The following is a 20,017-nucleotide window of genomic DNA, read 5'->3' on the forward strand; positions in this document are numbered from 1 at the left end:
GCCATATTGTGATGAGTGAATATGGCGTATTCGTTTGAGAGCAGCAATCTGCTACCTATAGATTAACCATGAATTTTTGACAGTTTGATTGCACTGGCGAAAACAGAAAAAAAGCACGAAATCATCTCCTTTAGGCGTGACCTAAATCACAGCATCGAGTAAGATTAGCGACCTTTTTCTGCACCATGTTCTCGAGATATTTATTATTGAGAGCGCACTTAAAAAGTGGCTGCAAACTAGGCATTTTTGGCTATATTTTTAGTTCAGGAGCGAGAACGTTCTTGTTTGAAACTGCAGTTAAAAAGACCAAATTCCAACTATAAGATTGAGGTAGTCGATTCATGACATTTGCTTTGGGGCAACGCTGGATAAGCGATACGGAGAGCGATTTAGGTTTAGGTACCGTTGTAGCAATGGATGCTCGCACAGTGACACTAATGTTTGCAGCGTCAGAAGAAAACCGTGTTTATGCACGTACTGATGCTCCCGTAACCCGAGTAACGTTTAATGTAGGCGATGTCATCGAATGCCAAGAAGGTTGGTCTCTGTCTGTCGAAGAAGTTATCGAAGACAAAGGGCTGCTAACCTACTTAGGTACTCGCGAAGATACCCAAGAAACAGAAGTCACTCTGCGTGAAATCTTCTTAAGCAACCAGATCCGATTTAACAAGCCACAAGATAAACTGTACGCGGGTCAAATCGATCGTATGGATAACTTTGTGTTGCGTTACCGCGCGCTGAGCAACCAGTACCAACAACACAAGAGCCCTATGCGTGGCTTGTGTGGTATGCGTGCTGGCTTAATCCCTCATCAGCTATACATCGCTCATGAAGTGGGTCGTCGTCACGCTCCGCGTGTTTTACTGGCCGATGAAGTTGGCCTAGGTAAAACCATCGAAGCGGGCATGATCATCCACCAACAGGTGCTGTCTGGCCGTGCTGAACGTATTCTTATTGTGGTTCCTGAAACTCTACAACATCAATGGTTAGTAGAGATGATGCGTCGTTTCAATCTGCACTTCTCTATCTTTGACGAAGAGCGTTGTATCGAAGCGTTTGCTGAATCAGACAACCCATTTGATACCCAGCAATACGTTTTGTGTTCTTTGGACTTCCTACGTAAGAGCCGCAAGCGCTACGAGCAAGCTCTTGAAGGTGAGTGGGATCTGTTGGTCGTCGATGAAGCGCACCACCTTGAGTGGAGCCAAGACAAACCAAGCCGCGAATACCAAGTGGTAGAAGGCTTAGCGGAAAATACGTCTGGTGTGTTACTACTAACCGCAACGCCTGAGCAGCTTGGTCGTGAGAGCCACTTTGCACGTCTGCGCCTGCTTGATCCAGATCGCTTCTACGATTACGAAGCATTCGTTGAAGAAGAAGACCAATACGCCCCCGTTGCTGATGCAGTAACGGCTCTATTCTCTGGTGTGAAGCTTGAAAACAGCGCGAAGAACCAGATTACGGAACTGCTTTCTGAGCAAGATGTTGAGCCTCTGTTCCGTGTGATTGAAGGTGATAGCAGCGAAGAAGAGCAAGCGTTAGCTCGCCAAGAATTGATTGATAACCTTATGGATCGCCATGGTACCGGCCGTGTTCTTTTCAGAAACACACGTGCTGCAATCAAAGGCTTCCCTAAACGTAATGTAAACCTACTGCCGATGGAAATTCCAACGCAGTACACAACCTCAATGCGTGTATCTGGTATGATCGGTGGCAAGATGGCACCCGAAGCTCGTGCGATGAAGATGCTTTACCCAGAAGAGATCTTCCAAGAGTTTGAAGGTGAAGATTCAAGCTGGTGGCAGTTCGATTCACGCGTTAACTGGTTGATTGAAAAGATCCAAGACAAGCGCAGCGAAAAGATCCTAGTGATCGCTTCTCGTGCAAGTACTGCACTTCAATTAGAGCAAGCACTACGTGAGCGTGAAGGTGTACGTGCAACGGTATTCCACGAAGGCATGTCGATTCTAGAGCGTGATAAAGCTGCGGCTTACTTTGCTCAAGAAGAGGGCGGCGCTCAGGTTCTTATTTGTAGTGAAATCGGCTCTGAAGGTCGTAACTTCCAGTTCGCTAACCAATTAGTGATGTTTGATCTACCATTCAACCCAGACTTGCTTGAGCAACGTATTGGTCGTTTGGATCGTATTGGTCAGCTGCGTGATATCGACATTCATGTTCCTTATCTAAAAGGTACATCACAGGCGATTCTAGCGCGTTGGTTCGATGAAGGTCTGAACGCATTTGCAGAGACGTGCCCTACAGGTCGCACAGTTTACGACAAGTACTCAGATGTTCTTATTGAAATGCTGGCTTCTGGTAACACCGAGCAACTTGATGAAGTGATTGAGGAGTCTGCCAAGCTAAACCAAAGCCTTAAATCAGATCTAGAAAAAGGCCGAGATCGCCTATTAGAAATGCATTCAAACGGCGGCGATAAAGCGCATGAAATTGCAGAAAAGATCGCGTCGACTGACGGTGATACTAATCTAGTGACTTTCGCACTGAGCCTGTTCGATACGATTGGTTTGAACCAAGATGACAAGGGTGAAAATGCACTGGTTGTAACGCCATCTGAGCACATGATGGTGCCAAGCTACCCAGGCTTACCATACGAAGGCGCAACCATCACGTTTGATCGTGATACTGCGCTTTCTCGTGAAGACATGAACTTTATTAGCTGGGAACACCCAATGATTCAGGGCGGTATTGATCTGCTACTGAGCGAGGGTGTGGGTGCATCAGCGGTATCGCTACTGAAAAACAAAGCGCTGCCTGTGGGTACTATCCTGCTTGAGTTGGTTTACCTTGTCGATGCGCAAGCGCCGAAACGCAGCGGTATCAGCCAGTTCTTACCTAAGACGCCAATTCGTTTGATGATGGATGGCCGTGGTAACGACCTATCTGCTCAGGTTGAGTTCGACAGCTTTAACCGTCAATTAAGCCCTGTAAACCGTCACTTAGCGAGCAAGCTAGTTAACTCGGTACAAGGTGAGATTCACAAGCTAATCGAAGCAGGTGAGACGCACGTACTTCCTAAAGTGGAAGAAGTGCGTCAACAAGCTCAACGAGACATGCAGACTAATCTAAACGGTGAATTAGAGCGTCTACAAGCGCTTAAAGCCGTGAACCCTAACATTCGTGATGAAGAGCTAGAGGTAATCGAAGCTCAAATCAATGAACTAACTGGTTACATCAGCAAAGCTCAGGTTCAGCTAGATTCATTACGCTTGATTGTGGTTTCTCACAACTAGTTTTGAATTAGCGAAATGCTTCAACGAAATAAGGCCTTCATCATGAAGGCCTTATTTTTATCTAGCGTTGAAAGCTGTATTGGTTGTTTAAAGATGTATCGGCTGAGGAATTACATCAACCACTTCCACCAAACAAATACTGCTAAGAAACCAAATAGGTAAACAAGACCCGCGACAGACAACCATTTTAGCTTGCTACCAATTGCTAGTGCTTCTGGAAGTTTAGCCTTGTTTACTAAGATGAAGTTAAGTAGCGCGAAGAATGGCGTTGTTGCAAAGGCAAGTACCATTGCAAAATCAAGCATTGGCATCAATGCAGCGCTAAAGAACATCACAATGGCGAGTGCTGCTATAGAGACAATGATGATCCAACCTTGCAGCATGCGTGGGCTCGATTCTTTGTTGAGTAACAGACGCTGTGATTCAGCAAGCACACGTGAGTAGCCATCGATAACGGTAATGGTACTGCCAAAGATACAGAAGAAAGCGACGATCGCAATCAGTGGACGAGACCATTCACCAATCGTAGAAGCATAAATACCAACTAGCTGGTGAGTAAAGCCAACACCAGAGCGAGACAGTTCCACGCCTGAACCGTGAAGCACTAGAGCACCCAAAGCGACAAATACCAAAGCAAGCAGTGCAGTTCCAATGTAGCCGACGTTGAAATCGAATAAGGCAGATTGAGCAGTGACTTCCTGTTTCTCTTTTTGGCTTTTTAGCCACATAGAGGTGATGCTTGAAATCTCGATAGGCGCAGGCATCCAACCCATGGTCACCACGATAAAGCCAATAGCAGCTAATGACCAAGGTGATGGTGGAACAAAAGCAGCATCCGGTTCAACGGGAGAGCCAATAGCAATCGCAACGGCAGCTAAGGTTGTGATGGTAAGGATCGCCATGATCGCTTTAGATAGTGTATCGAGCGCGCGATAATGGCCAGCAAAAAGAATGATCAAACAGGTCGCTAAAACGATCATGCACAATGTGCTGGTGGCTAATTCGAAAGGAACAAAGTAGCTAAGTAGGCTTGCACTAAATAACAGTAGTGCTGCAGTATTTACCACGGCGGAAATGGCACTCAGTATCGAAAAGGTAACAAGGTAAGGTCGGCCAAGGTTAGAGTATCCTTCCACCAAACTTTGCCCTGTGCCAAGAGTATATTGGATACCAGCTCTGAAGAATGGGTACTTAAATATGTTTACCAGGATAATAAGTGCGGCAAGCTGCCAACCATAAATCGCCCCAGCCTTGGTTGAGGCGACTAAGTGAGATCCACCTACAGCCGCTGCGGCCATCATAATACCTGGGCCAAGGGACTTGATTAAGCTTGATAGGGGAGCTGAGGCTGGTGTTTTTGTGTTGGTGGTTTTAACCGTACTTTCCATCATTTTTCCTTTGATGCTGACTTCTTATTTTCCGTTACTCTATCAATACCATGTTTCGTAAAGTCGTCAACTTTTATGTACAAAAATATTGGAAATTGTATTTAATAATAAACAAATCAACCGCAAATTATTTATTCACTAGTAATTAAGAGGCTTCAATGGCGTTAGAACAGTACACACCACCACGTGAACCGTGGATTGATATTGTCTATCAAGATGACGATATTCTTGTGGTGAACAAGCCTGCTGGCCTACTTTCAGTGCCGGGAAGATTGCCAGAACATTACGATAGTATGTGGAGTCGGTTAGTTGTCGAATTTCCGGAGATTCAAGTCGTGCATCGATTGGACATGTCGACATCGGGCTTGATGCTGCTCGCTAAACATAAACCAGCAGAGCGACATCTGAAGAAGCAATTTCAATATCGACTGACTCACAAACTCTATTACGCACGGGTATGGGGTTCAGTTGAAAAGAAAGAGGGATTGATTGACCTTCCTCTTCTTTGCGATTGGACGAATCGCCCGAAGCAGAAAGTGTGTTTCGAGGACGGTAAACCATCACAGACTCGTTATGTGGTGGAGCAACAAGAGACTCAAACCACCTTGTTGAAGTTACTGCCGATTACTGGCCGCTCTCATCAGTTACGTGTGCATTGTATGGAAATAGGGAACCCAATTGTGGGCGACGAGTTTTATGCAACGCCAGATGCGTTTAACTATAGCGATAGGTTAGCTCTGCACGCGTGTGAACTGAGTTTTTATCATCCGGCTAATGATCAGTTATTCAAAGCTTTTGTTCCATGCGAGTTTTATCCTCAAGCATTTCCGCAAATCGAACAGCACTTTGAAATTGCGCCAGAGCTTCCAGACTACGGTAAGCTAAAAGCTTAGAATGGTGCCACCAATACCAATTCAAGGACGTACAATGTCGAAGTTGAAAGTGGTTTTTCTCGACAGAGCCACCATCCCACCTCAAATTCATTTAAAACCTCTCAGCTTTGAACATCAGTGGATGGAGTATGATTTTACTGCTCCAGAGCTAGTTGCAGAGCGTATTGCGAGAGCGGATGTTGTTATCACCAATAAGGTTGTGCTTAACGCTGATAATTTAGGTCAAGCACAACAACTCAAGTTGATCGCTGTGTCAGCGACTGGCGTCAACAATGTCGATGTCGACTATTGCAAGGGTAACAATATCGCGGTGGCTAACGTACAGGGCTACGCGACTCAATCAGTGCCTGAGCATGTGATTGCAATGTTGTTTACGTTAAAGAGAAACCTTGTCGGCTATCATCAAGATATTGAAGCGGGAGAGTGGCAAAAGGACAAGCAGTTTTGTTTCTTTACACATCCGATCCAAGATATTGCAGGCAGCACATTAGGTTTGATCGGTAGTGGAAGTTTAGGGCAAGCGACCGCGATTCTGGCAAAAGCTATTGGTATGAACGTCATCTTTGCTGAGCGTAAAGGGGCAGACTGTTGTCGAGAAGGCTATTTGCCTTTTGAAACTGTTTTAAAGCAAGCGGATGCGATCAGCCTGCATTGTCCATTGACTGATGCGACCCTAAACCTGATTTCAGAGCGTGAGCTAGCAATGATGAAACCAAGTGCGGTGTTAATTAATGCTGGCCGTGGTGGATTGGTCGATGAACAAGCCTTGGTTGAAGCTTTGAAAAGTAATGAGATTGCCGGCGCAGGTATGGATGTATTTACACAAGAGCCAGCAGACAACTCAAACCCACTATTAGCTAACAGTCATTTACCCAATTTACTGTTAACACCTCACGTCGCATGGGGCAGTGACAGTTCCATTCAAAAACTGTCTGATATCTTAATCGATAACATAGATGGCTTTGTCGCAGGTCATCCGCAAAATTTAGTCAGCTAAATGGTTAGTTAAACGGCGTGAGTTAAAAACAAAAAAGGCTGGCTTTTAGGCCAACCTTTTTAGATCGTTGTGTCGATTAAGTGATTTAGCCTTGCGGCTTAACTACCAATACATTGATTGGTGAGTTCTGTACCACTTTGCTCGCAACAGAACCAAGTACCACTTTGTCGATTTTCGAACGTTTATGGCTAGGCATCACAATAAGGTCAGCCCCCAGTTTTTCTGCGTAATCTAGAATCGTTGTGTAGGTCTTGCCTTCGGCAACGTGAACCTTATACACCACTTCATCGTCAATGTGCTTATCAGCAAACTCTTTCAGCTGATTTTTAACATCAAGCTTCATTTGGTTCGCCGCATCTTTCGGGAAGTAAGACGCAACCATCGACATGTGAATGCCCGGTAGTACGTTCAGAATGTGGATTTCAGCATTGCTGTGTTTCGCGTGCCACACCGCTAGCTCGACGGCTTTATCAGAAAAGCCTTTGTCGTTAAGATCAACGGGAACAAGGATTTGTCTATACATGTATTCGTCTCTTTTTGAGCAGCGTCTAGTACATACCAAACGCTGTAATTATCTTTTCCATGTAGTAAAAAAGCCAAATAGAGTAGAGCACTACTTGGCTCTATCCATTACGCGCTAATCTCATCCTTACGAGCACGCCTTCTTTGGTTCATCGCTAAACCAATTAAAATCAGTAGGGCAGGTAAGAATACCCACTCTTTCATTGGTCGATCTGCATCTTGGATAACGGATTTAATTTCCCAATCAAAGTCAATGCCAGCGGCTTCTGCAGGGCTACCAAACTCAACCATATCAACAATCATCTTGTCGTCAGTTTGTGTCAGCATTAGACCCATTGAAGCAATGCGGTCTTCACTTGTTGTCGCAGAATCTTCAAATGGAAGGCGGACTGTTTTCTCAGAATAGTTACCTTCTAAGTTTTCGCCACCTACTCTCAATTCAAGTGATTGTCCCACAGATAAATTTTCTGTGATTTGAGCGATCTCAACTCCTGGCGAAAGAACTTTCTCTGGATAAATCATGTCCCACCAGAAACCAGGGCGGAAGAAAGAGAAGGTCAGAACGATAAGCAGTATGGTTTCCCACCACTTGTTCTTAGTGAACCACCAACCTTGTGTCGCTGCAGCAAAGATAAGTACCGCAGTAACAGAAGAGAAAATCGTTAGAGCTAAGTGCCACCAAGAATCAATGCCCATCAACAGTAGTTGGGTATTGAATATGAACATGAACGGTAAGATCGCGGTCCGGATATCGTAGGTAAAGCCTTGAATACCCGTACGAATCGGATCGGATTTCGCAATCGCGGCGGCCGCAAATGCTGCCAAACCTACCGGAGGTGTGTCATCCGCAAGAATACCGAAGTAGAACACGAATAAGTGAACCGCAATCAGTGGAATGATCAAGCCGTGCGCTGCACCTAAGGTAACAATTACCGGCGCCATCAGTGTTGAAACAACGATGTAGTTCGCCGTTGTTGGCAAGCCCATACCTAAGATCAAGCTGATTACTGCAGTAAATAGCAGCATAAGGATGATGCTACCGCCTGAGATAAACTCAACGAAATCCGTCATTACAAGACCGATACCCGTTAGAGTCACCACGCCAACAACCGTACCTGCAGCAGCTGTTGCTACACCGATGCCTATCATGTTACGTGCGCCTGAAACCAAGCTCTCAGCTAGATCAACGAAGCCAGCTTTGGTTTGCTCTGCAAGATCGTCTGATTTGTTCATCAGAGTCATTAAAGGACGCTGAGTGATCAAAATGAAGATCATGAATACGGTTGCCCAGAAGGCAGACAGACCTGGGGAGAAACGTTCAACCGTTAAACACCAAACTAGCACTACGATAGGCAGTAGGAAGTGCAAACCAGATTTAATCGTTGGACCTGGATCTGGAACTTCTTTCAGGTCTGCATCGATTTCCATGCCGCCTTCAGCTGCGTATTTTGCTGATACGCGAACCAGAGCAACATAAGCGATCAATAGCGCCACAGTTACGATTGGTGTTGCAGCATCGCCAAAGACATCTTTCGTCCAACCGACACCGTAGTAAACCGCAGCACTGATAACACATAGACCTAAAATGGTTCCAGTGAAAGAGAGTAGGCTTTGTACGATAGTTGGTGTGTGGCGACGAGGTAGGCCAGTCATACCTGCTTTACATGCTTCTAGGTGAACAATGTAAATCAGAGCAATATAAGAGATCAGAGCTGGAAGTAGCGCCGCCTTGATTACTTCTACATACGAGATGCCCACATATTCAACCATCAGGAATGCCGCAGCACCCATGATAGGTGGCGTTAGCTGACCGTTGGTTGAAGCTGCTACTTCTACTGCACCAGCTTTTGTGCCCGGGAAACCAACACGCTTCATTAGCGGGATAGTAAAGGTACCTGTGGTAACAACGTTTGCAATCGAAGAGCCTGATACCAGACCAGATAAACCAGACGCTACAACGGCTGCTTTCGCTGGGCCGCCCTTCATGTGACCAAGCAGAGAGAATGCAACTTTGATGAAGTAAGCACCAGCACCAGCACGTTCTAGCATTGCACCAAACAGTACAAACAAGAATACGAATGACGTTGATACGCCAAGAGCTACACCGAATACACCTTCTGTTGTTAGCCACAGGTGCGACATTGCCTTGTTCAGGCTCGCACCTTTGTGGGCAATAACGTCTGGCATGTGAGGGCCACCAAAGGTGTAAAGTAGGAATACTGCCGCCACAACCATAAGAGGTGGACCTAAAGCGCGTCGTGTTGCTTCAAGCAGTAGAACCATACCGAATACGGCCGCAACAATATCGAATGTTGTTGGTGCACCCGAGCGACCGGCAAGTTCAGTGTAGAAAATATAGATATAAGAAGCTGAAAAACTACCTACTAGCGCCAATATCCAGTCGACTGCAGGAATGCGATCCCGAGGCGAGTTCTTCATAGCTGGATAAGCGGTAAAGGCTAAGAAAATAGCAAACGTAAGGTGAATTGCTCGAGCTTCAGTGTCGTTTAAAATTGCGAAGTTAAAAATGAACGGCAGCGGAGATGCATACCAAAGTTGGAACAGTGACCAACATAGAGGCACAAACCATAAAATACGGCCTTGGATACCACGAGGGCTACGCGCACCAGTATCTGATTGTGCCACCATTTCTTGCACATCTGGAGACGGTGATGTTGTCTGCGTCATGTACTTTATCCTTATTATTGATGGTCTGCCTTTTCTTACGAACAACCAAACGTTATTTATTTCCTATCTAGTGTAGTGAATGGATAGGGAAATGCGTTCTTTGTTCGTCTTTGTCTTAGGCTTGATACGAAGGTAAGTCCTCCAAATTGGAGAAACTTAAAGGGTTGCTCTTTTCACTTAAGTTATTTTTATAAAACGTGAAAAGCCAATAAGGAGGGCTAGCCTCCTTATTGGTGTAGTAGGCTTAAAGTAGAATTACTTTAGAAGGCCCACTTCTTTGTAGTATTTTGCTGCGCCTGGGTGAAGAGGGATAGAGATACCCGCTTTAACCATGTCTTCTTTTTTCAGGTTAGCAAATGCTGGGTGTAGACGTTTGAAAGTGTCAAAGTTTTCAAATACTGCCTTAGCAACGTTGTATGCAACTTCTTCAGAAACGTCTGAAGTTGTTACCATTGTTGCTGCAACACCGAAGCTGTTTACGTCAGCGTCAGTACCACGGTACATGCCAGCAGGAACTGTGCTGTAAGCGTAGTATGGGTTTTCAGCTACGATCTTGTCGATCTGGGGACCTGTTGCTGAAACCAGTTTTGCATCACAAGAAGTCGTTGCTTCTTTGATTGAACCGTTCGGGTGACCAACCATGTAGATGAATGCATCAATCTTGTTATCACAAAGTGCTTGTGAACGCTCAGAACCTTTAAGTTCAGAAGCAAGCTTGAAGCTGTCGTTCGTCCAACCCATAGCGTCCATTACAACACCCATCGTTGCACGGTCACCAGAGCCTGGATTACCAATGTTTACGCGCTTACCAGCTAGGTCAGAAACATTGTTGATGCCAGCATCGGTACGAGCGATGATGTTGAACGGTTCTGTATGTAGAGAGAACATAGCGCGAAGTTTCTTGTATTCGCCCTGATCTTTGAACTTACTTGTACCGTTGTAGCCGTGGTATTGCCAGTCCGATTGAACAACACCGAAATCTAGTTCACCAGCACGGATGGTGTTAACGTTGTAGATTGAACCACCAGTAGACTCTACAGAACAACGAATGTTGTGGTCTTTGCGGCCCTTGTTCACTAGTTTACAAATTGCACCACCAGTCGGATAGTAAACACCCGTCACTGAACCAGTACCAATTGTGATGAACTCTTGAGCGTTAACAGCGCCAGCGCCCATTACAGCAGCTGCAATAGCACCAACTTTAATAAGTTTGGTAAATGCCATGAATTTCCCTTCCTTTATTCATTATTAACCCTGAAACAAGTGTAGTCGTTTCTGGAGTTTCCTATTTGGAAACGGCACCTTTTTCAATCCATGTGATGAAAAAGTGGCTGAATAATATCAAAAATTGGCAGAAAATTACTCGAATGTTAAAAGATATAGCTAAAAAATCTAACAAATGATGTCTAGATCTCGTGTTTAATTTGCTACTGAGTTTTTTAAAATCAATGATTTAGTGTAATTTCGGGAGGGGAGCATGGATATTCTAGGATGTGATTTGGATCACGAAGCGAATAGATGCTCGTGATCCATTAGTAAGGCTGATAGTTATGAAACTATGATCAATTATCCTGCGTATTCAAACAGTTCGCACACAGAATCAAACAGTTGCTTAGTGGTAACCGATAACGTTGGAGTAATAAAGATAGTGTCATCACCCGCGACCACACCCAGTATGCCTTCCGACTTACCTAGTGAGTCTAATAAGCGAGCAATAAGCTGAGCTGCACCAGGGCCAGTGTGTATCACAACTAATGCATTGTTGTGGTCAATATCTAGTACTAATTCTCGTAAAGAGCTAGAAACTGTCGGAACACCAAGTTCAGCAGGAAGGCAGTAAACCATCTCCATTTTTGCGTTACGAGTTCGAACGGCACCAAACTTGGTTAACATACGCGAGACTTTAGACTGGTTGATGCTTTCAAAACCTTCGTGTTTTAGGGCATCTACAATTTCGCCTTGTGAGCCAAAACGTTCTTCTTTTAGTAAGGCTTTAAATGCACGAACTAAGTTGTCTTGCTTTTCTGTATTGCGCATATGTCATTCTTATTCATTAACAAAGATGTTTGCATATTCTCGCATACATATTCAATTTTAGCCAAAATATCCCAGTAATTTGTTAGTTATATCACTGTAAATATTTAATAGAATAATGTGTTATTTGCGACGACTTATTTTGTTATTTCAGTTGATTATCGCCATAATGCGAACTCGCTGTGTAGCACGGTTTTATTGACTTGCGCGAAGTCGCAAAGCTAGCGTTAATTGATTGTAATCACTTTGTGATTAATATAGTTTTTTAACTTAGATTTAGCTCAAGAATTACCCTACAAAGAATTTATAAGAGAAAGCTCTCAAGGAGAATAACAATGAAAGTAGCTGTTATTGGTGCCGCTGGTGGCATCGGTCAAGCCCTAGCCCTACTACTTAAGAACCGCCTACCTGCTGGTTCAGATCTTGCACTTTACGATATCGCACCGGTAACACCGGGTGTTGCTGCCGATCTTAGCCATATCCCAACGCCTGTTTCGATCAAAGGTTACGCAGGTGAAGATCCAACACCAGCACTAGAAGGTGCGGATGTTGTACTTATTTCTGCAGGTGTTGCTCGTAAGCCTGGTATGGATCGTGCGGATCTTTTCAATGTGAACGCTGGCATTGTTAAGTCTCTTGCAGAGAAAATCGCAGTTACTTGTCCTACTGCTTGTGTTGGTATCATCACTAACCCAGTAAACACGACAGTGCCAATCGCGGCTGAAGTACTGAAAAAAGCGGGCGTTTACGACAAGCGTCGTCTATTTGGTATTACGACTCTTGATGTGATTCGTTCTGAAACGTTCGTTGCTGAACTAAAAGATAAAGATCCAGGCGACATCCGTGTTCCTGTTATCGGCGGTCACTCAGGCGTAACTATCCTTCCTCTGCTTTCTCAAGTTGAAGGCGTAGAGTTCACTGATGAAGAAATCGCAGCGCTAACGACTCGCATCCAAAATGCAGGTACGGAAGTAGTAGAAGCTAAAGCTGGCGGCGGTAGTGCGACACTGTCTATGGGTCAAGCGGCTTGTCGTTTCGGTCTTGCACTAGTGAAAGCACTTCAAGGCGAAGAGAATGTGATTGAATGCGCATACGTTGAAGGTGAAGGCGAGCACGCACCATTCTTCGCACAACCAGTTAAACTTGGCAAAGAGGGCGCTGAAGCGATCCTTAGCTACGGTGAGCTGAGCGACTTCGAACGTAACGCTTTAGATAGCATGCTTGAAACACTAAATGGCGACATTGAGATTGGTGTTGAATTCGCTAAATAAGCGAGACGCTATTTAACTCAGCCTAAAAGTTAATTAATAAGAGCCGGTCATTATGATCGGCTTTTTTGATCCTAGAATTCAAGCTACTCGTATTTTCCTCTACAACCAAGTTGAGGGTAAATTTTATGGCTACTGTTCAGAAGGGTATGAATGTCGAATATTTGGGGCACCTAGGAAAAGTATTGGTTATTGATGAGCAAGAGCAGTATGCCTTAGTAGAGACTTACAATGGGCATGAGCAATACGCAGTGCCAATGGAAGAGCTTGAAGAGATTGAAGCACAATTGCCACTATCATTAGAAGCGAGCCGATATTGAACTTGGATCTTTTATAAATATTTGTTCAAAACTAAAAAAGAGCCCTGAGGCTCTTTTTTATTATTTATATAGAAGCTAGTTGTCTATCAACGAGCTTACTTACTGCGTTTAACTGCCAAGTGTGCGAGCGTTGTTAGCGCTTGCTTATATTCAGAGTCAGGAAGTACAGAAAGCTCAGCAATCGCTTTATCGGCTTCTTCATAGGCTTTATTTGTTGTGTACTCTAAAGAGCCTGTCTCTTTCATCACAGCCATAATATCGTCGAGACGTTCCATCCCATTCGCTTTTTCAATCGCTTCACGAATCATGCTTGCTTGTTCAGAAGAACCATTGTGCATTGCGTAAAGTAGAGGCAGCGTTGGTTTGCCTTCGGCAAGATCGTCACCAACGTTCTTACCCATCTCTTTACCGTCAGCTGTGTAATCCATCACATCATCAATCAGTTGGAATGCGGTGCCTAAGTACTTACCGTAGTTCTGCATTGCTGTTTCGATTTCTGGTGATGATTCGCTAAGAATGGCACCGATTTGCGTTGCAGCTTCAAACAGGCGAGCGGTCTTAGAGTAGATCACCTGCATATAGCTTTCTTCTGTGGTGTCTGGGTTGTTGCAGTTCATTAATTGTTGAACTTCACCCTCGGCAATTACGTTTACCGCTTCGCTCATCAACTCAAGGATCTTTAAGGATCCTAGCGTTGTCATCATTTGGAATGAGCGAGTATAAATAAAGTCGCCCACCAAAACGCTAGCTGCATTACCAAAAGCGGCATTGGCTGTCGCTTTACCGCGTCTCATGTCTGATTCGTCGACAACATCATCATGGAGCAGGGTAGCGGTGTGAATAAACTCGATAAAGGCTGCTGAGGTGATGTGAGCTTCACCTTGATAACCAAGTGCACGAGCAGATAAAAGAGCAAGCAAAGGGCGTAGGCGTTTGCCACCGCCGCTAACGATATAAAAACCAAGCTGGTTGATTAAACTTACGTCAGAATTAAGTTGGGCTTGAATTGTTTCATTCACTTTTGCCATATCATTGGCAGTAAGCGTTTGGATAGCTTTAAAATCCATTGTTCATCCGGCTGAAGTTAGACCCTGTAAGGCTTATACGTTGTATTTAATTGTTGAATAATACACTAAAAAACGTTGATTAATACATCGCTAAAGGGCATGATTGCCGCACTTTTCTTTGGCGAACAGGTTTTCGCCAATTTTTTAAAAATATGGCTTGTCATAGCGCCATGATTCCCGTAGAATCTGCGCCCTATTGATTAGTTTAGCGCACACCCGAGTTGTACAATTAACAACCATAGGCTGTGCGGAAAAAGCGGAGTAAAATATGTACGCTGTTTTCCAATCTGGTGGCAAACAACACCGAGTAAGCGAAGGTCAAACACTTCGTTTAGAGAAATTAGACGTTGAAACTGGTGCAACTGTAGAATTTGATAAAGTTCTTCTTGTTGCTAACGGCGAAGAAATCGCTGTTGGTGCACCTCTTGTTGAAGGTGGCAAGGTTACTGCTGAAGTAGTACAACACGGTCGTGGCGATAAAGTAAAAATCGTTAAGTTCCGTCGTCGTAAGCACTCGCGTAAGCAAGCTGGTCACCGTCAGTGGTTCACTGAAGTGAAAATCACTGGCATTAACGCTTAAGTATTAGGAGAGTTTAACAATGGCACATAAAAAAGCTGGCGGTTCTACTAATAACGGCCGCGATTCAGAAAGCAAACGTCTTGGTGTTAAGCGTTTTGGTGGTGAATCTGTTCTTGCAGGTAACATCATCGTTCGTCAACGTGGTACTAAGTTCCACGCTGGCACAAACGTTGGCATCGGTAAAGACCACACTCTTTTCGCTCTTACTGAAGGTAAAGTGAAATTTGCTGTTAAAGGTCCTAAAAACCGTAAGTTTGTAAGCATCGAAGCTGAGTAATTTAATCTTTAACTAGATTATTTTATTAGCTTTCAAGCTGAATTCAAAAGCCCTGCCGATTCGGCAGGGTTTTTTATTTATAGCAAGAATAAAAAAGCAGACGCTCTGGCTTTACTTTTTAATAAGCAGTTTGGTTTTTAAGAAACCATTTGTTTTTTAAGAAAAAGAAAGCAAAGAACCTCTCCTTATTTGTTCCTTGGTTGCAGGTCGGCCTAGATCTTAGGTGATCGATCTAAACACGGATCTGCTAGAATTTATATCACTCCTTGATGAGTGGTAACGCAACGTAAGTGCGGAGTTAAAAAATGAAATTCGTTGATGAAGCGGTAGTAAAAATAGAAGCCGGTGATGGCGGTAATGGTACAGTTAGCTTTTGGCGCGAAAAATTCGTCGCTAAAGGTGGCCCTGACGGCGGTGACGGTGGTGACGGTGGTGATGTTTACATCCAAGCGGATGAGAACTTGAACACACTGATCGATTATCGTTTCCAACGCTTTTACAACGCAGAGCGTGGTGAGAACGGTCGCGGTGGTAACTGTACTGGTAAACGTGGTAAAGACATTACACTGAAAGTACCTGTAGGTACTCGTGCGGTTGATATCCATACCAACGAAATCGTTGCTGAAGTTGCTGAACACGGTAAGAAAGTAATGGTTGGTAAAGGTGGTTGGCACGGTCTTGGTAACACGCGTTTTAAATCGTCTGTTAACCGTGCACCTCGTCAAAAGACAATGGGTACTAAAGGTGAAGTTCGCGAACTGCGTTTAGAGCTTCTTCTATTAGCTGACGTTGGTATGCTTGGCCTACCAAACGCAGGTAAATCTACTTTTATTCGTTCAGTATCTGCTGCGAAACCAAAAGTGGCTGATTACCCGTTCACTACCTTGATCCCAAGCTTGGGCGTGGTAAGTGTCGTTCCTGAAAAGAGCTTCGTCGTTGCCGATATCCCTGGTCTAATCGAAGGCGCAGCTGATGGCGCAGGCCTTGGTATTCGTTTCCTTAAGCACCTTGAGCGTTGTCGTGTTCTTCTGCATATGATCGATATTATGCCGATCGATCAGTCTGATCCTATTCAGAATGCACTAACGATCATTGATGAGCTTGAGCAATACAGTGAAAAAGTTTCACAGAAACCTCGTTGGTTAGTGTTCAACAAAGTTGACCTAATGCCTGAAGACGAAGCAGACGAAAAGATTCAAGAAATCATCGATGCTTTGGGTTGGGAAGGCGAGTACTTCAAGATCTCTGCTGTGAACAAAATCGGCACCAAAGATCTTTGCTTCAAACTGGGTGAGTTTATGGAAAACCTACCTCGTGAAGTTGTAGAAGTTGAAGAAGAAGAAAAAGTAGACTTTATGTGGGATGACTACCATAAAGATGCGATGAGCGGTAAGAATGTCGTCACTGAAGATGACGATGACTGGGACGATTGGGATGACGAAGAAGATGACGGTCATGTTATCTATGTTCGTGACTAATCCTCTTAGTTTCTCATAACGCATCGGTCGCTTCTTACAAGTACACTGATAGTTTTATTAAACCGCAATGAAAATTGCGGTTTTTTTGTATCTAAATCATTATGTACAGTCGGATTTTAATGCAGAATTTATTTCTAGAAATTTAACGCCTATGGGAAGGAAATCATGGCACCAAAGCAAAGAGCGATCTCAAGACTTGTCGCTCAATCAGGACAAATGTTACTGGCACACGGAGCTGAAAGTACACTGGTCGGCGATATTATGCGCCGTATCGGCATTGCTTGTGGGGTGAATGAGGTTGAAGTCGCACTGTCAGCCAATGCGCTCGTTGTCACTACCGTGATGAATGATCACTGTATTACCACCACACGAAGCTGTGCTGATCGTGGCATTAACATGCAAGTGATCACTGACATTCAGCGAATTTGCATCATGATGGAGAAGGGAATTCTCGATTATGAATTAGCATATAAAAAGATTCAAAACATCAGCCCTGAACGCTACAACCGTTGGCTAGTGGTTGTGATGATAGGGTTATCGTGCGCCTCTTTTAGCCGTCTTGCGGGCGGAGATTGGCAGGTATTCATGATGACTTTTATTGCCTCAGCCTGTGGCATGATCGTCAGACAAGAAGTTGGCCATCGTCATTTCAATCCTTTATTAAATTTTGCGATCACTGCATTCGTTACCACTACCATCTCTGCTCAAGCTGTACTTTACAATATTGGCGGTCAACCCACGATCGTGATGGCTTCATCAGTATTGATGCTAGTACCAGGCTTTCCTCTGATTAACTCTGTTGCTGATATGCTCAAAGGTCACATTAATATGGGGTTAGCGCGCTTTACCATGGCCAGCTTATTAACTCTGGCAACGAGCTTGGGTATTGTTGCAGCGATGAGTTTATCTGATGTTTGGGGATGGGCGAGCTAATGAGTATTTTCGAACTGTTTTTAGGTTTGCTCAATGATATGTTTTTCGCCGCGATTCCTGCGGTTGGATTCGCATTGGTGTTTAACGTCCCACAGCGCGCGTTAATTTATTGTGCATTAGGAGGCTCTATTGGTCACGGTAGCCGTTACCTGATGATGCACTTTGGTATTCCAATCGAATGGGCGACATTTTTCGCCGCGACTGTAGTTGGTATGATAGGGGTTCATTGGTCACATAAACTGTTAGCGCATCCTAAAGTATTTACGGTTGCTGCCTTGATTCCTATGGTCCCAGGCGTGTTTGCCTTCAAGGCAATGATTGCTATGGTAGAGATTAACAGAGCTGGCTACACTCCCGAGTTACTGGCAATGTTGATGGAGAACTTTTTGAAATCAATGTTCATTATCGCTGGACTAGCGGTTGGCTTAGCTGTACCTGGGCTGTTATTCTACCGACGCAGACCTATCGTCTAGCATCAAATCTCTCTCAGTTAAGGACAGGACTTTCGATTTATGATCATCAGTATGATTGCAGCAATGGCCAATAACCGTGTAATAGGTAAAGACAACCAGATGCCTTGGCACTTGCCTGCGGATTTTGCATGGTTCAAGCGCTCAACTATGGGTAAGCCTGTAGTCATGGGGCGTAAAACCTATGATTCGATCGGTCGTCCTTTACCTGGCCGATTAAACGTTGTGATTAGCCGTGATGAGAGCTTAGAGATCGAAGGGGTGACAACGGTTACTTCTATTGAAAAAGCTCTGGATCTCGTTAGTGATGTTGAAGAGGTGATGATCATCGGTGGTGGTTCAATCTATGAAAGCTGCCTACCTAAAGCAGACAAGTTGTACCTGACCTATATCGATTTTGATGTTGATGGCGACACTCAATTCCCAGACTGGGGAGAGGGTTGGAAACAAAGCTTTAATGATACTTATCAAGCGGATGAGAAAAACAAACACAATATGGAGTTTGTGATTCTCGAGCGTTAACTGTGGTTATTAAGAGTTAGGCTTTGAAAAATGCTTGCGTTACTGTACCCAGCAGCGCAAGCGTTCGTATCTCTGTTTCTATAGCGCTTTTTGAGTAAAAAACTGTTTGTCTTCCCAGCGAAGTGCGGTTAAGTCTCCTCCCCAAACGCAGCCAGTATCAAGTCCAATCACGTCTTTTCCGTTATAGCCTTCAAGTGCAGCCCAGTGTCCAAAAACAACGGTTTTATCGAGCTTTATGCGTTGTGGAAGGTCAAACCACGGTACTAATGGTTCATCGGTAATTTCATTGGGTGGTAGCTTACATGCCATGTCGAGTCGACCATCTTCAAAACAGAAGCGCATTCTTGTTAGGCTATTGATTGCATATCGATAGCGCTCAATATCATGTAAATCCTGATGCCATAAATCAGGCGTGTTGCTGTACATGTTTTCGATAAGCCATTGCCATCTGTCTGACTTCAGCAAGGATACTATCTCTCGATTTTCGATACGTGCTGTTTCTATGCTCCATTGCGGTGAGATACCCGCATGGCACATCACGAACTCCGGGTGTTCCTGAAGCAAAGGTTGTTGCCTTAACCATTCGAGTAGTAATTCACGATCTTCAGCATCAAGAATCGCTTGAGTCTTATCTTTTGGTTTCGCTGGAAATAGCCCTAAGGACACCGCCAGAAGGTGTAAGTCGTGGTTGCCTAATACAACCTTAGCTGCGTCACCAAGGCTACGAATAAAGCGTAGAGTTTCCAATGATTTTGGGCCTCGAGCGACTAGGTCTCCAGCTACCCATAAGGTATCTTGGTGTTTATCAAAGTTAATAACTTCAAGCAGTAATTGAAGTTCGTCGAAGCACCCTTGGATGTCTCCGACAATATAATTCGACACAATAATTTCCTGTAGATACGGATGTACGGCTAATTAAGAATATTAGGGATTGCGAGTCTGAATGGGTCAACTTCGGTAATAAAATCAATGCCCTTGTTATCGGTCATCACATAGTGACCTTGCATAACGCCAACAGGGGTTTCGATGACAGTGCCACTTGTGTAGGTGTATTCGTCGTTGGCTTCAATCACGGGTTGTTGCCCAACCACGCCATCACCTTCAATGGTGAGCTGCTTGCCGTTAGAGTCGGTAATTAACCAGCGGCGAGACATCAGCTGCACCGTTGTTTTACTTAGGTTTTTGATGGTTATGATGTAGGCGAAGACGTAACGGTTCTTCGTTGGCTCAGATTGCTCCTCTATGTATTTAGAGTGAACCTGGCATTTGATACAAGGCGTAGATATATCCATATTCGCACCTTTTGTTGTTGGTATACTTAATGTAATT

General features: G+C 44.4%; 19 protein-coding genes. 11 read left to right on the forward strand and 8 right to left on the reverse strand.

All coding sequences use genetic code 11. The features are described 5' to 3' along the window. The first annotated feature begins 341 nt into the window (after positions 1-341). Complete coding sequence (gene rapA / locus QQ041_RS22650) at positions 342-3,251, forward strand: RNA polymerase-associated protein RapA (RefSeq protein ID WP_285955124.1); 2,910 nt, start codon at positions 342-344, stop codon at positions 3,249-3,251. A gap of 110 nt (positions 3,252-3,361) precedes the next feature. Here rapA and QQ041_RS22655 read toward each other — a convergent pair whose 3' ends face one another. Then, positions 3,362-4,639, reverse strand: a complete 1,278-nt coding sequence (locus tag QQ041_RS22655) for an NRAMP family divalent metal transporter (RefSeq protein WP_285955125.1) — start codon at positions 4,637-4,639, stop codon at positions 3,362-3,364. 158 nt (positions 4,640-4,797) lie between these two features. Between QQ041_RS22655 and QQ041_RS22660 the strand changes: the two genes are divergently transcribed. Next, positions 4,798-5,532: a pseudouridine synthase gene (locus QQ041_RS22660; protein WP_285955126.1), complete on the forward strand. Its 735-nt coding sequence runs from the start codon at positions 4,798-4,800 to the stop codon at positions 5,530-5,532. 34 nt (positions 5,533-5,566) lie between these two features. Beyond that, positions 5,567-6,529, forward strand: coding sequence for a D-2-hydroxyacid dehydrogenase (locus QQ041_RS22665; RefSeq protein ID WP_285955127.1), 963 nt, complete (start codon positions 5,567-5,569; stop codon positions 6,527-6,529). Between the two features lie 85 nt (positions 6,530-6,614). Here QQ041_RS22665 and QQ041_RS22670 read toward each other — a convergent pair whose 3' ends face one another. From QQ041_RS22670 to argR, 4 genes are all read right to left on the reverse strand, one after another. Beyond that, the gene (locus QQ041_RS22670) at positions 6,615-7,052 is read right to left on the reverse strand and encodes a universal stress protein (RefSeq protein WP_010434405.1); all 438 of its coding nucleotides are present in this window, start codon (positions 7,050-7,052) and stop codon (positions 6,615-6,617) included. A 107-nt stretch (positions 7,053-7,159) separates the two neighbouring features. After that, a complete protein-coding gene (locus QQ041_RS22675; RefSeq protein ID WP_285955128.1) occupies positions 7,160-9,739 on the reverse strand; it encodes a TRAP transporter permease in 2,580 nt (859 codons plus the stop codon). 255 nt (positions 9,740-9,994) lie between these two features. Next, entirely contained in the window at positions 9,995-10,963 is a 969-nt protein-coding gene (locus tag QQ041_RS22680) for a TAXI family TRAP transporter solute-binding subunit (RefSeq protein ID WP_017061374.1), read from the reverse strand. A gap of 342 nt (positions 10,964-11,305) precedes the next feature. Then, positions 11,306-11,776: a transcriptional regulator ArgR gene (gene argR, locus QQ041_RS22685; protein ID WP_004740827.1), complete on the reverse strand. Its 471-nt coding sequence runs from the start codon at positions 11,774-11,776 to the stop codon at positions 11,306-11,308. Between the two features lie 332 nt (positions 11,777-12,108). On the opposite strand from argR, the gene mdh reads away from it, so the two are divergent. Both mdh and QQ041_RS22695 read left to right on the forward strand, forming a co-directional pair. After that, the gene (gene mdh / locus QQ041_RS22690) at positions 12,109-13,044 is read left to right on the forward strand and encodes a malate dehydrogenase (RefSeq protein WP_009847834.1); all 936 of its coding nucleotides are present in this window, start codon (positions 12,109-12,111) and stop codon (positions 13,042-13,044) included. A 125-nt stretch (positions 13,045-13,169) separates the two neighbouring features. Then, complete coding sequence (locus QQ041_RS22695) at positions 13,170-13,361, forward strand: hypothetical protein (protein ID WP_017061375.1); 192 nt, start codon at positions 13,170-13,172, stop codon at positions 13,359-13,361. Between the two features lie 95 nt (positions 13,362-13,456). Here QQ041_RS22695 and ispB read toward each other — a convergent pair whose 3' ends face one another. Beyond that, positions 13,457-14,428 (reverse strand): octaprenyl diphosphate synthase, encoded by a 972-nt coding sequence (gene ispB / locus QQ041_RS22700; RefSeq protein ID WP_146490480.1) that lies wholly within the window; start codon positions 14,426-14,428, stop codon positions 13,457-13,459. Positions 14,429-14,696: 268 nt separating this feature from the next. Here ispB and rplU point away from each other — a divergent pair, with 268 nt between their 5' ends. The 6 genes from rplU to folA all read left to right on the forward strand — a co-directional run bounded on the left by rplU (position 14,697) and on the right by folA (position 18,688). After that, positions 14,697-15,008 carry a 50S ribosomal protein L21 gene (gene rplU, locus QQ041_RS22705; RefSeq protein WP_004740823.1) on the forward strand — a complete coding sequence of 104 codons (312 nt, stop codon included), beginning with the start codon at positions 14,697-14,699 and terminating at the stop codon, positions 15,006-15,008. Positions 15,009-15,027: 19 nt separating this feature from the next. Further along, a complete protein-coding gene (rpmA, locus tag QQ041_RS22710) occupies positions 15,028-15,285 on the forward strand; it encodes a 50S ribosomal protein L27 (RefSeq protein ID WP_004735905.1) in 258 nt (85 codons plus the stop codon). Positions 15,286-15,590: 305 nt separating this feature from the next. Continuing rightward, on the forward strand, positions 15,591-16,763 hold the full coding sequence (gene cgtA, locus QQ041_RS22715; RefSeq protein WP_017061377.1) for an Obg family GTPase CgtA: 1,173 nt from the start codon (positions 15,591-15,593) through the stop codon (positions 16,761-16,763). 165 nt (positions 16,764-16,928) lie between these two features. After that, entirely contained in the window at positions 16,929-17,696 is a 768-nt protein-coding gene (locus tag QQ041_RS22720) for a threonine/serine exporter ThrE family protein (RefSeq protein WP_285955129.1), read from the forward strand. After that, positions 17,696-18,169, forward strand: a complete 474-nt coding sequence (locus QQ041_RS22725) for a threonine/serine exporter family protein (protein ID WP_017062945.1) — start codon at positions 17,696-17,698, stop codon at positions 18,167-18,169. The genes QQ041_RS22720 and QQ041_RS22725 overlap by 1 nt, the downstream gene beginning before the upstream one ends. 39 nt (positions 18,170-18,208) lie before the next feature. Further along, entirely contained in the window at positions 18,209-18,688 is a 480-nt protein-coding gene (folA, locus tag QQ041_RS22730) for a type 3 dihydrofolate reductase (RefSeq protein WP_146490482.1), read from the forward strand. Between the two features lie 78 nt (positions 18,689-18,766). On the opposite strand, the gene QQ041_RS22735 is transcribed toward folA, so the two are convergent. Together QQ041_RS22735 and apaG are read right to left on the reverse strand one after the other, a co-directional pair. Continuing rightward, entirely contained in the window at positions 18,767-19,570 is an 804-nt protein-coding gene (locus QQ041_RS22735) for a symmetrical bis(5'-nucleosyl)-tetraphosphatase (RefSeq protein ID WP_146490483.1), read from the reverse strand. A 29-nt stretch (positions 19,571-19,599) separates the two neighbouring features. Next, the gene (gene apaG, locus QQ041_RS22740; protein WP_004735899.1) at positions 19,600-19,980 is read right to left on the reverse strand and encodes a Co2+/Mg2+ efflux protein ApaG; all 381 of its coding nucleotides are present in this window, start codon (positions 19,978-19,980) and stop codon (positions 19,600-19,602) included. Positions 19,981-20,017 lie beyond the last annotated feature (37 nt).

Source organism: Vibrio sp. TMPB1044 (genome assembly GCF_030442075.1).
Classification (GTDB): domain Bacteria; phylum Pseudomonadota; class Gammaproteobacteria; order Enterobacterales; family Vibrionaceae; genus Vibrio; species Vibrio satsumensis.

What these genes read in the sequence shown, in the direction of transcription:
- apaG (WP_004735899.1), bottom strand. Translation starts at nt 19,980, where the DNA reads ATGGATATATCTACGCCTTGTATCAAATGCCAGGTTCACTCTAAATAC.
- argR (WP_004740827.1), bottom strand. Translation starts at nt 11,776, where the DNA reads ATGCGCAATACAGAAAAGCAAGACAACTTAGTTCGTGCATTTAAAGCC.
- QQ041_RS22675 (WP_285955128.1), bottom strand. Translation starts at nt 9,739, where the DNA reads ATGACGCAGACAACATCACCGTCTCCAGATGTGCAAGAAATGGTGGCA.
- QQ041_RS22655 (WP_285955125.1), bottom strand. Translation starts at nt 4,639, where the DNA reads ATGGAAAGTACGGTTAAAACCACCAACACAAAAACACCAGCCTCAGCT.
- QQ041_RS22670 (WP_010434405.1), bottom strand. Translation starts at nt 7,052, where the DNA reads ATGTATAGACAAATCCTTGTTCCCGTTGATCTTAACGACAAAGGCTTT.
- rplU (WP_004740823.1), top strand. Translation starts at nt 14,697, where the DNA reads ATGTACGCTGTTTTCCAATCTGGTGGCAAACAACACCGAGTAAGCGAA.
- QQ041_RS22695 (WP_017061375.1), top strand. Translation starts at nt 13,170, where the DNA reads ATGGCTACTGTTCAGAAGGGTATGAATGTCGAATATTTGGGGCACCTA.
- folA (WP_146490482.1), top strand. Translation starts at nt 18,209, where the DNA reads ATGATCATCAGTATGATTGCAGCAATGGCCAATAACCGTGTAATAGGT.
- QQ041_RS22720 (WP_285955129.1), top strand. Translation starts at nt 16,929, where the DNA reads ATGGCACCAAAGCAAAGAGCGATCTCAAGACTTGTCGCTCAATCAGGA.
- rpmA (WP_004735905.1), top strand. Translation starts at nt 15,028, where the DNA reads ATGGCACATAAAAAAGCTGGCGGTTCTACTAATAACGGCCGCGATTCA.
- QQ041_RS22665 (WP_285955127.1), top strand. Translation starts at nt 5,567, where the DNA reads ATGTCGAAGTTGAAAGTGGTTTTTCTCGACAGAGCCACCATCCCACCT.
- mdh (WP_009847834.1), top strand. Translation starts at nt 12,109, where the DNA reads ATGAAAGTAGCTGTTATTGGTGCCGCTGGTGGCATCGGTCAAGCCCTA.
- ispB (WP_146490480.1), bottom strand. Translation starts at nt 14,428, where the DNA reads ATGGATTTTAAAGCTATCCAAACGCTTACTGCCAATGATATGGCAAAA.
- QQ041_RS22725 (WP_017062945.1), top strand. Translation starts at nt 17,696, where the DNA reads ATGAGTATTTTCGAACTGTTTTTAGGTTTGCTCAATGATATGTTTTTC.
- QQ041_RS22680 (WP_017061374.1), bottom strand. Translation starts at nt 10,963, where the DNA reads ATGGCATTTACCAAACTTATTAAAGTTGGTGCTATTGCAGCTGCTGTA.
- rapA (WP_285955124.1), top strand. Translation starts at nt 342, where the DNA reads ATGACATTTGCTTTGGGGCAACGCTGGATAAGCGATACGGAGAGCGAT.
- cgtA (WP_017061377.1), top strand. Translation starts at nt 15,591, where the DNA reads ATGAAATTCGTTGATGAAGCGGTAGTAAAAATAGAAGCCGGTGATGGC.
- QQ041_RS22660 (WP_285955126.1), top strand. Translation starts at nt 4,798, where the DNA reads ATGGCGTTAGAACAGTACACACCACCACGTGAACCGTGGATTGATATT.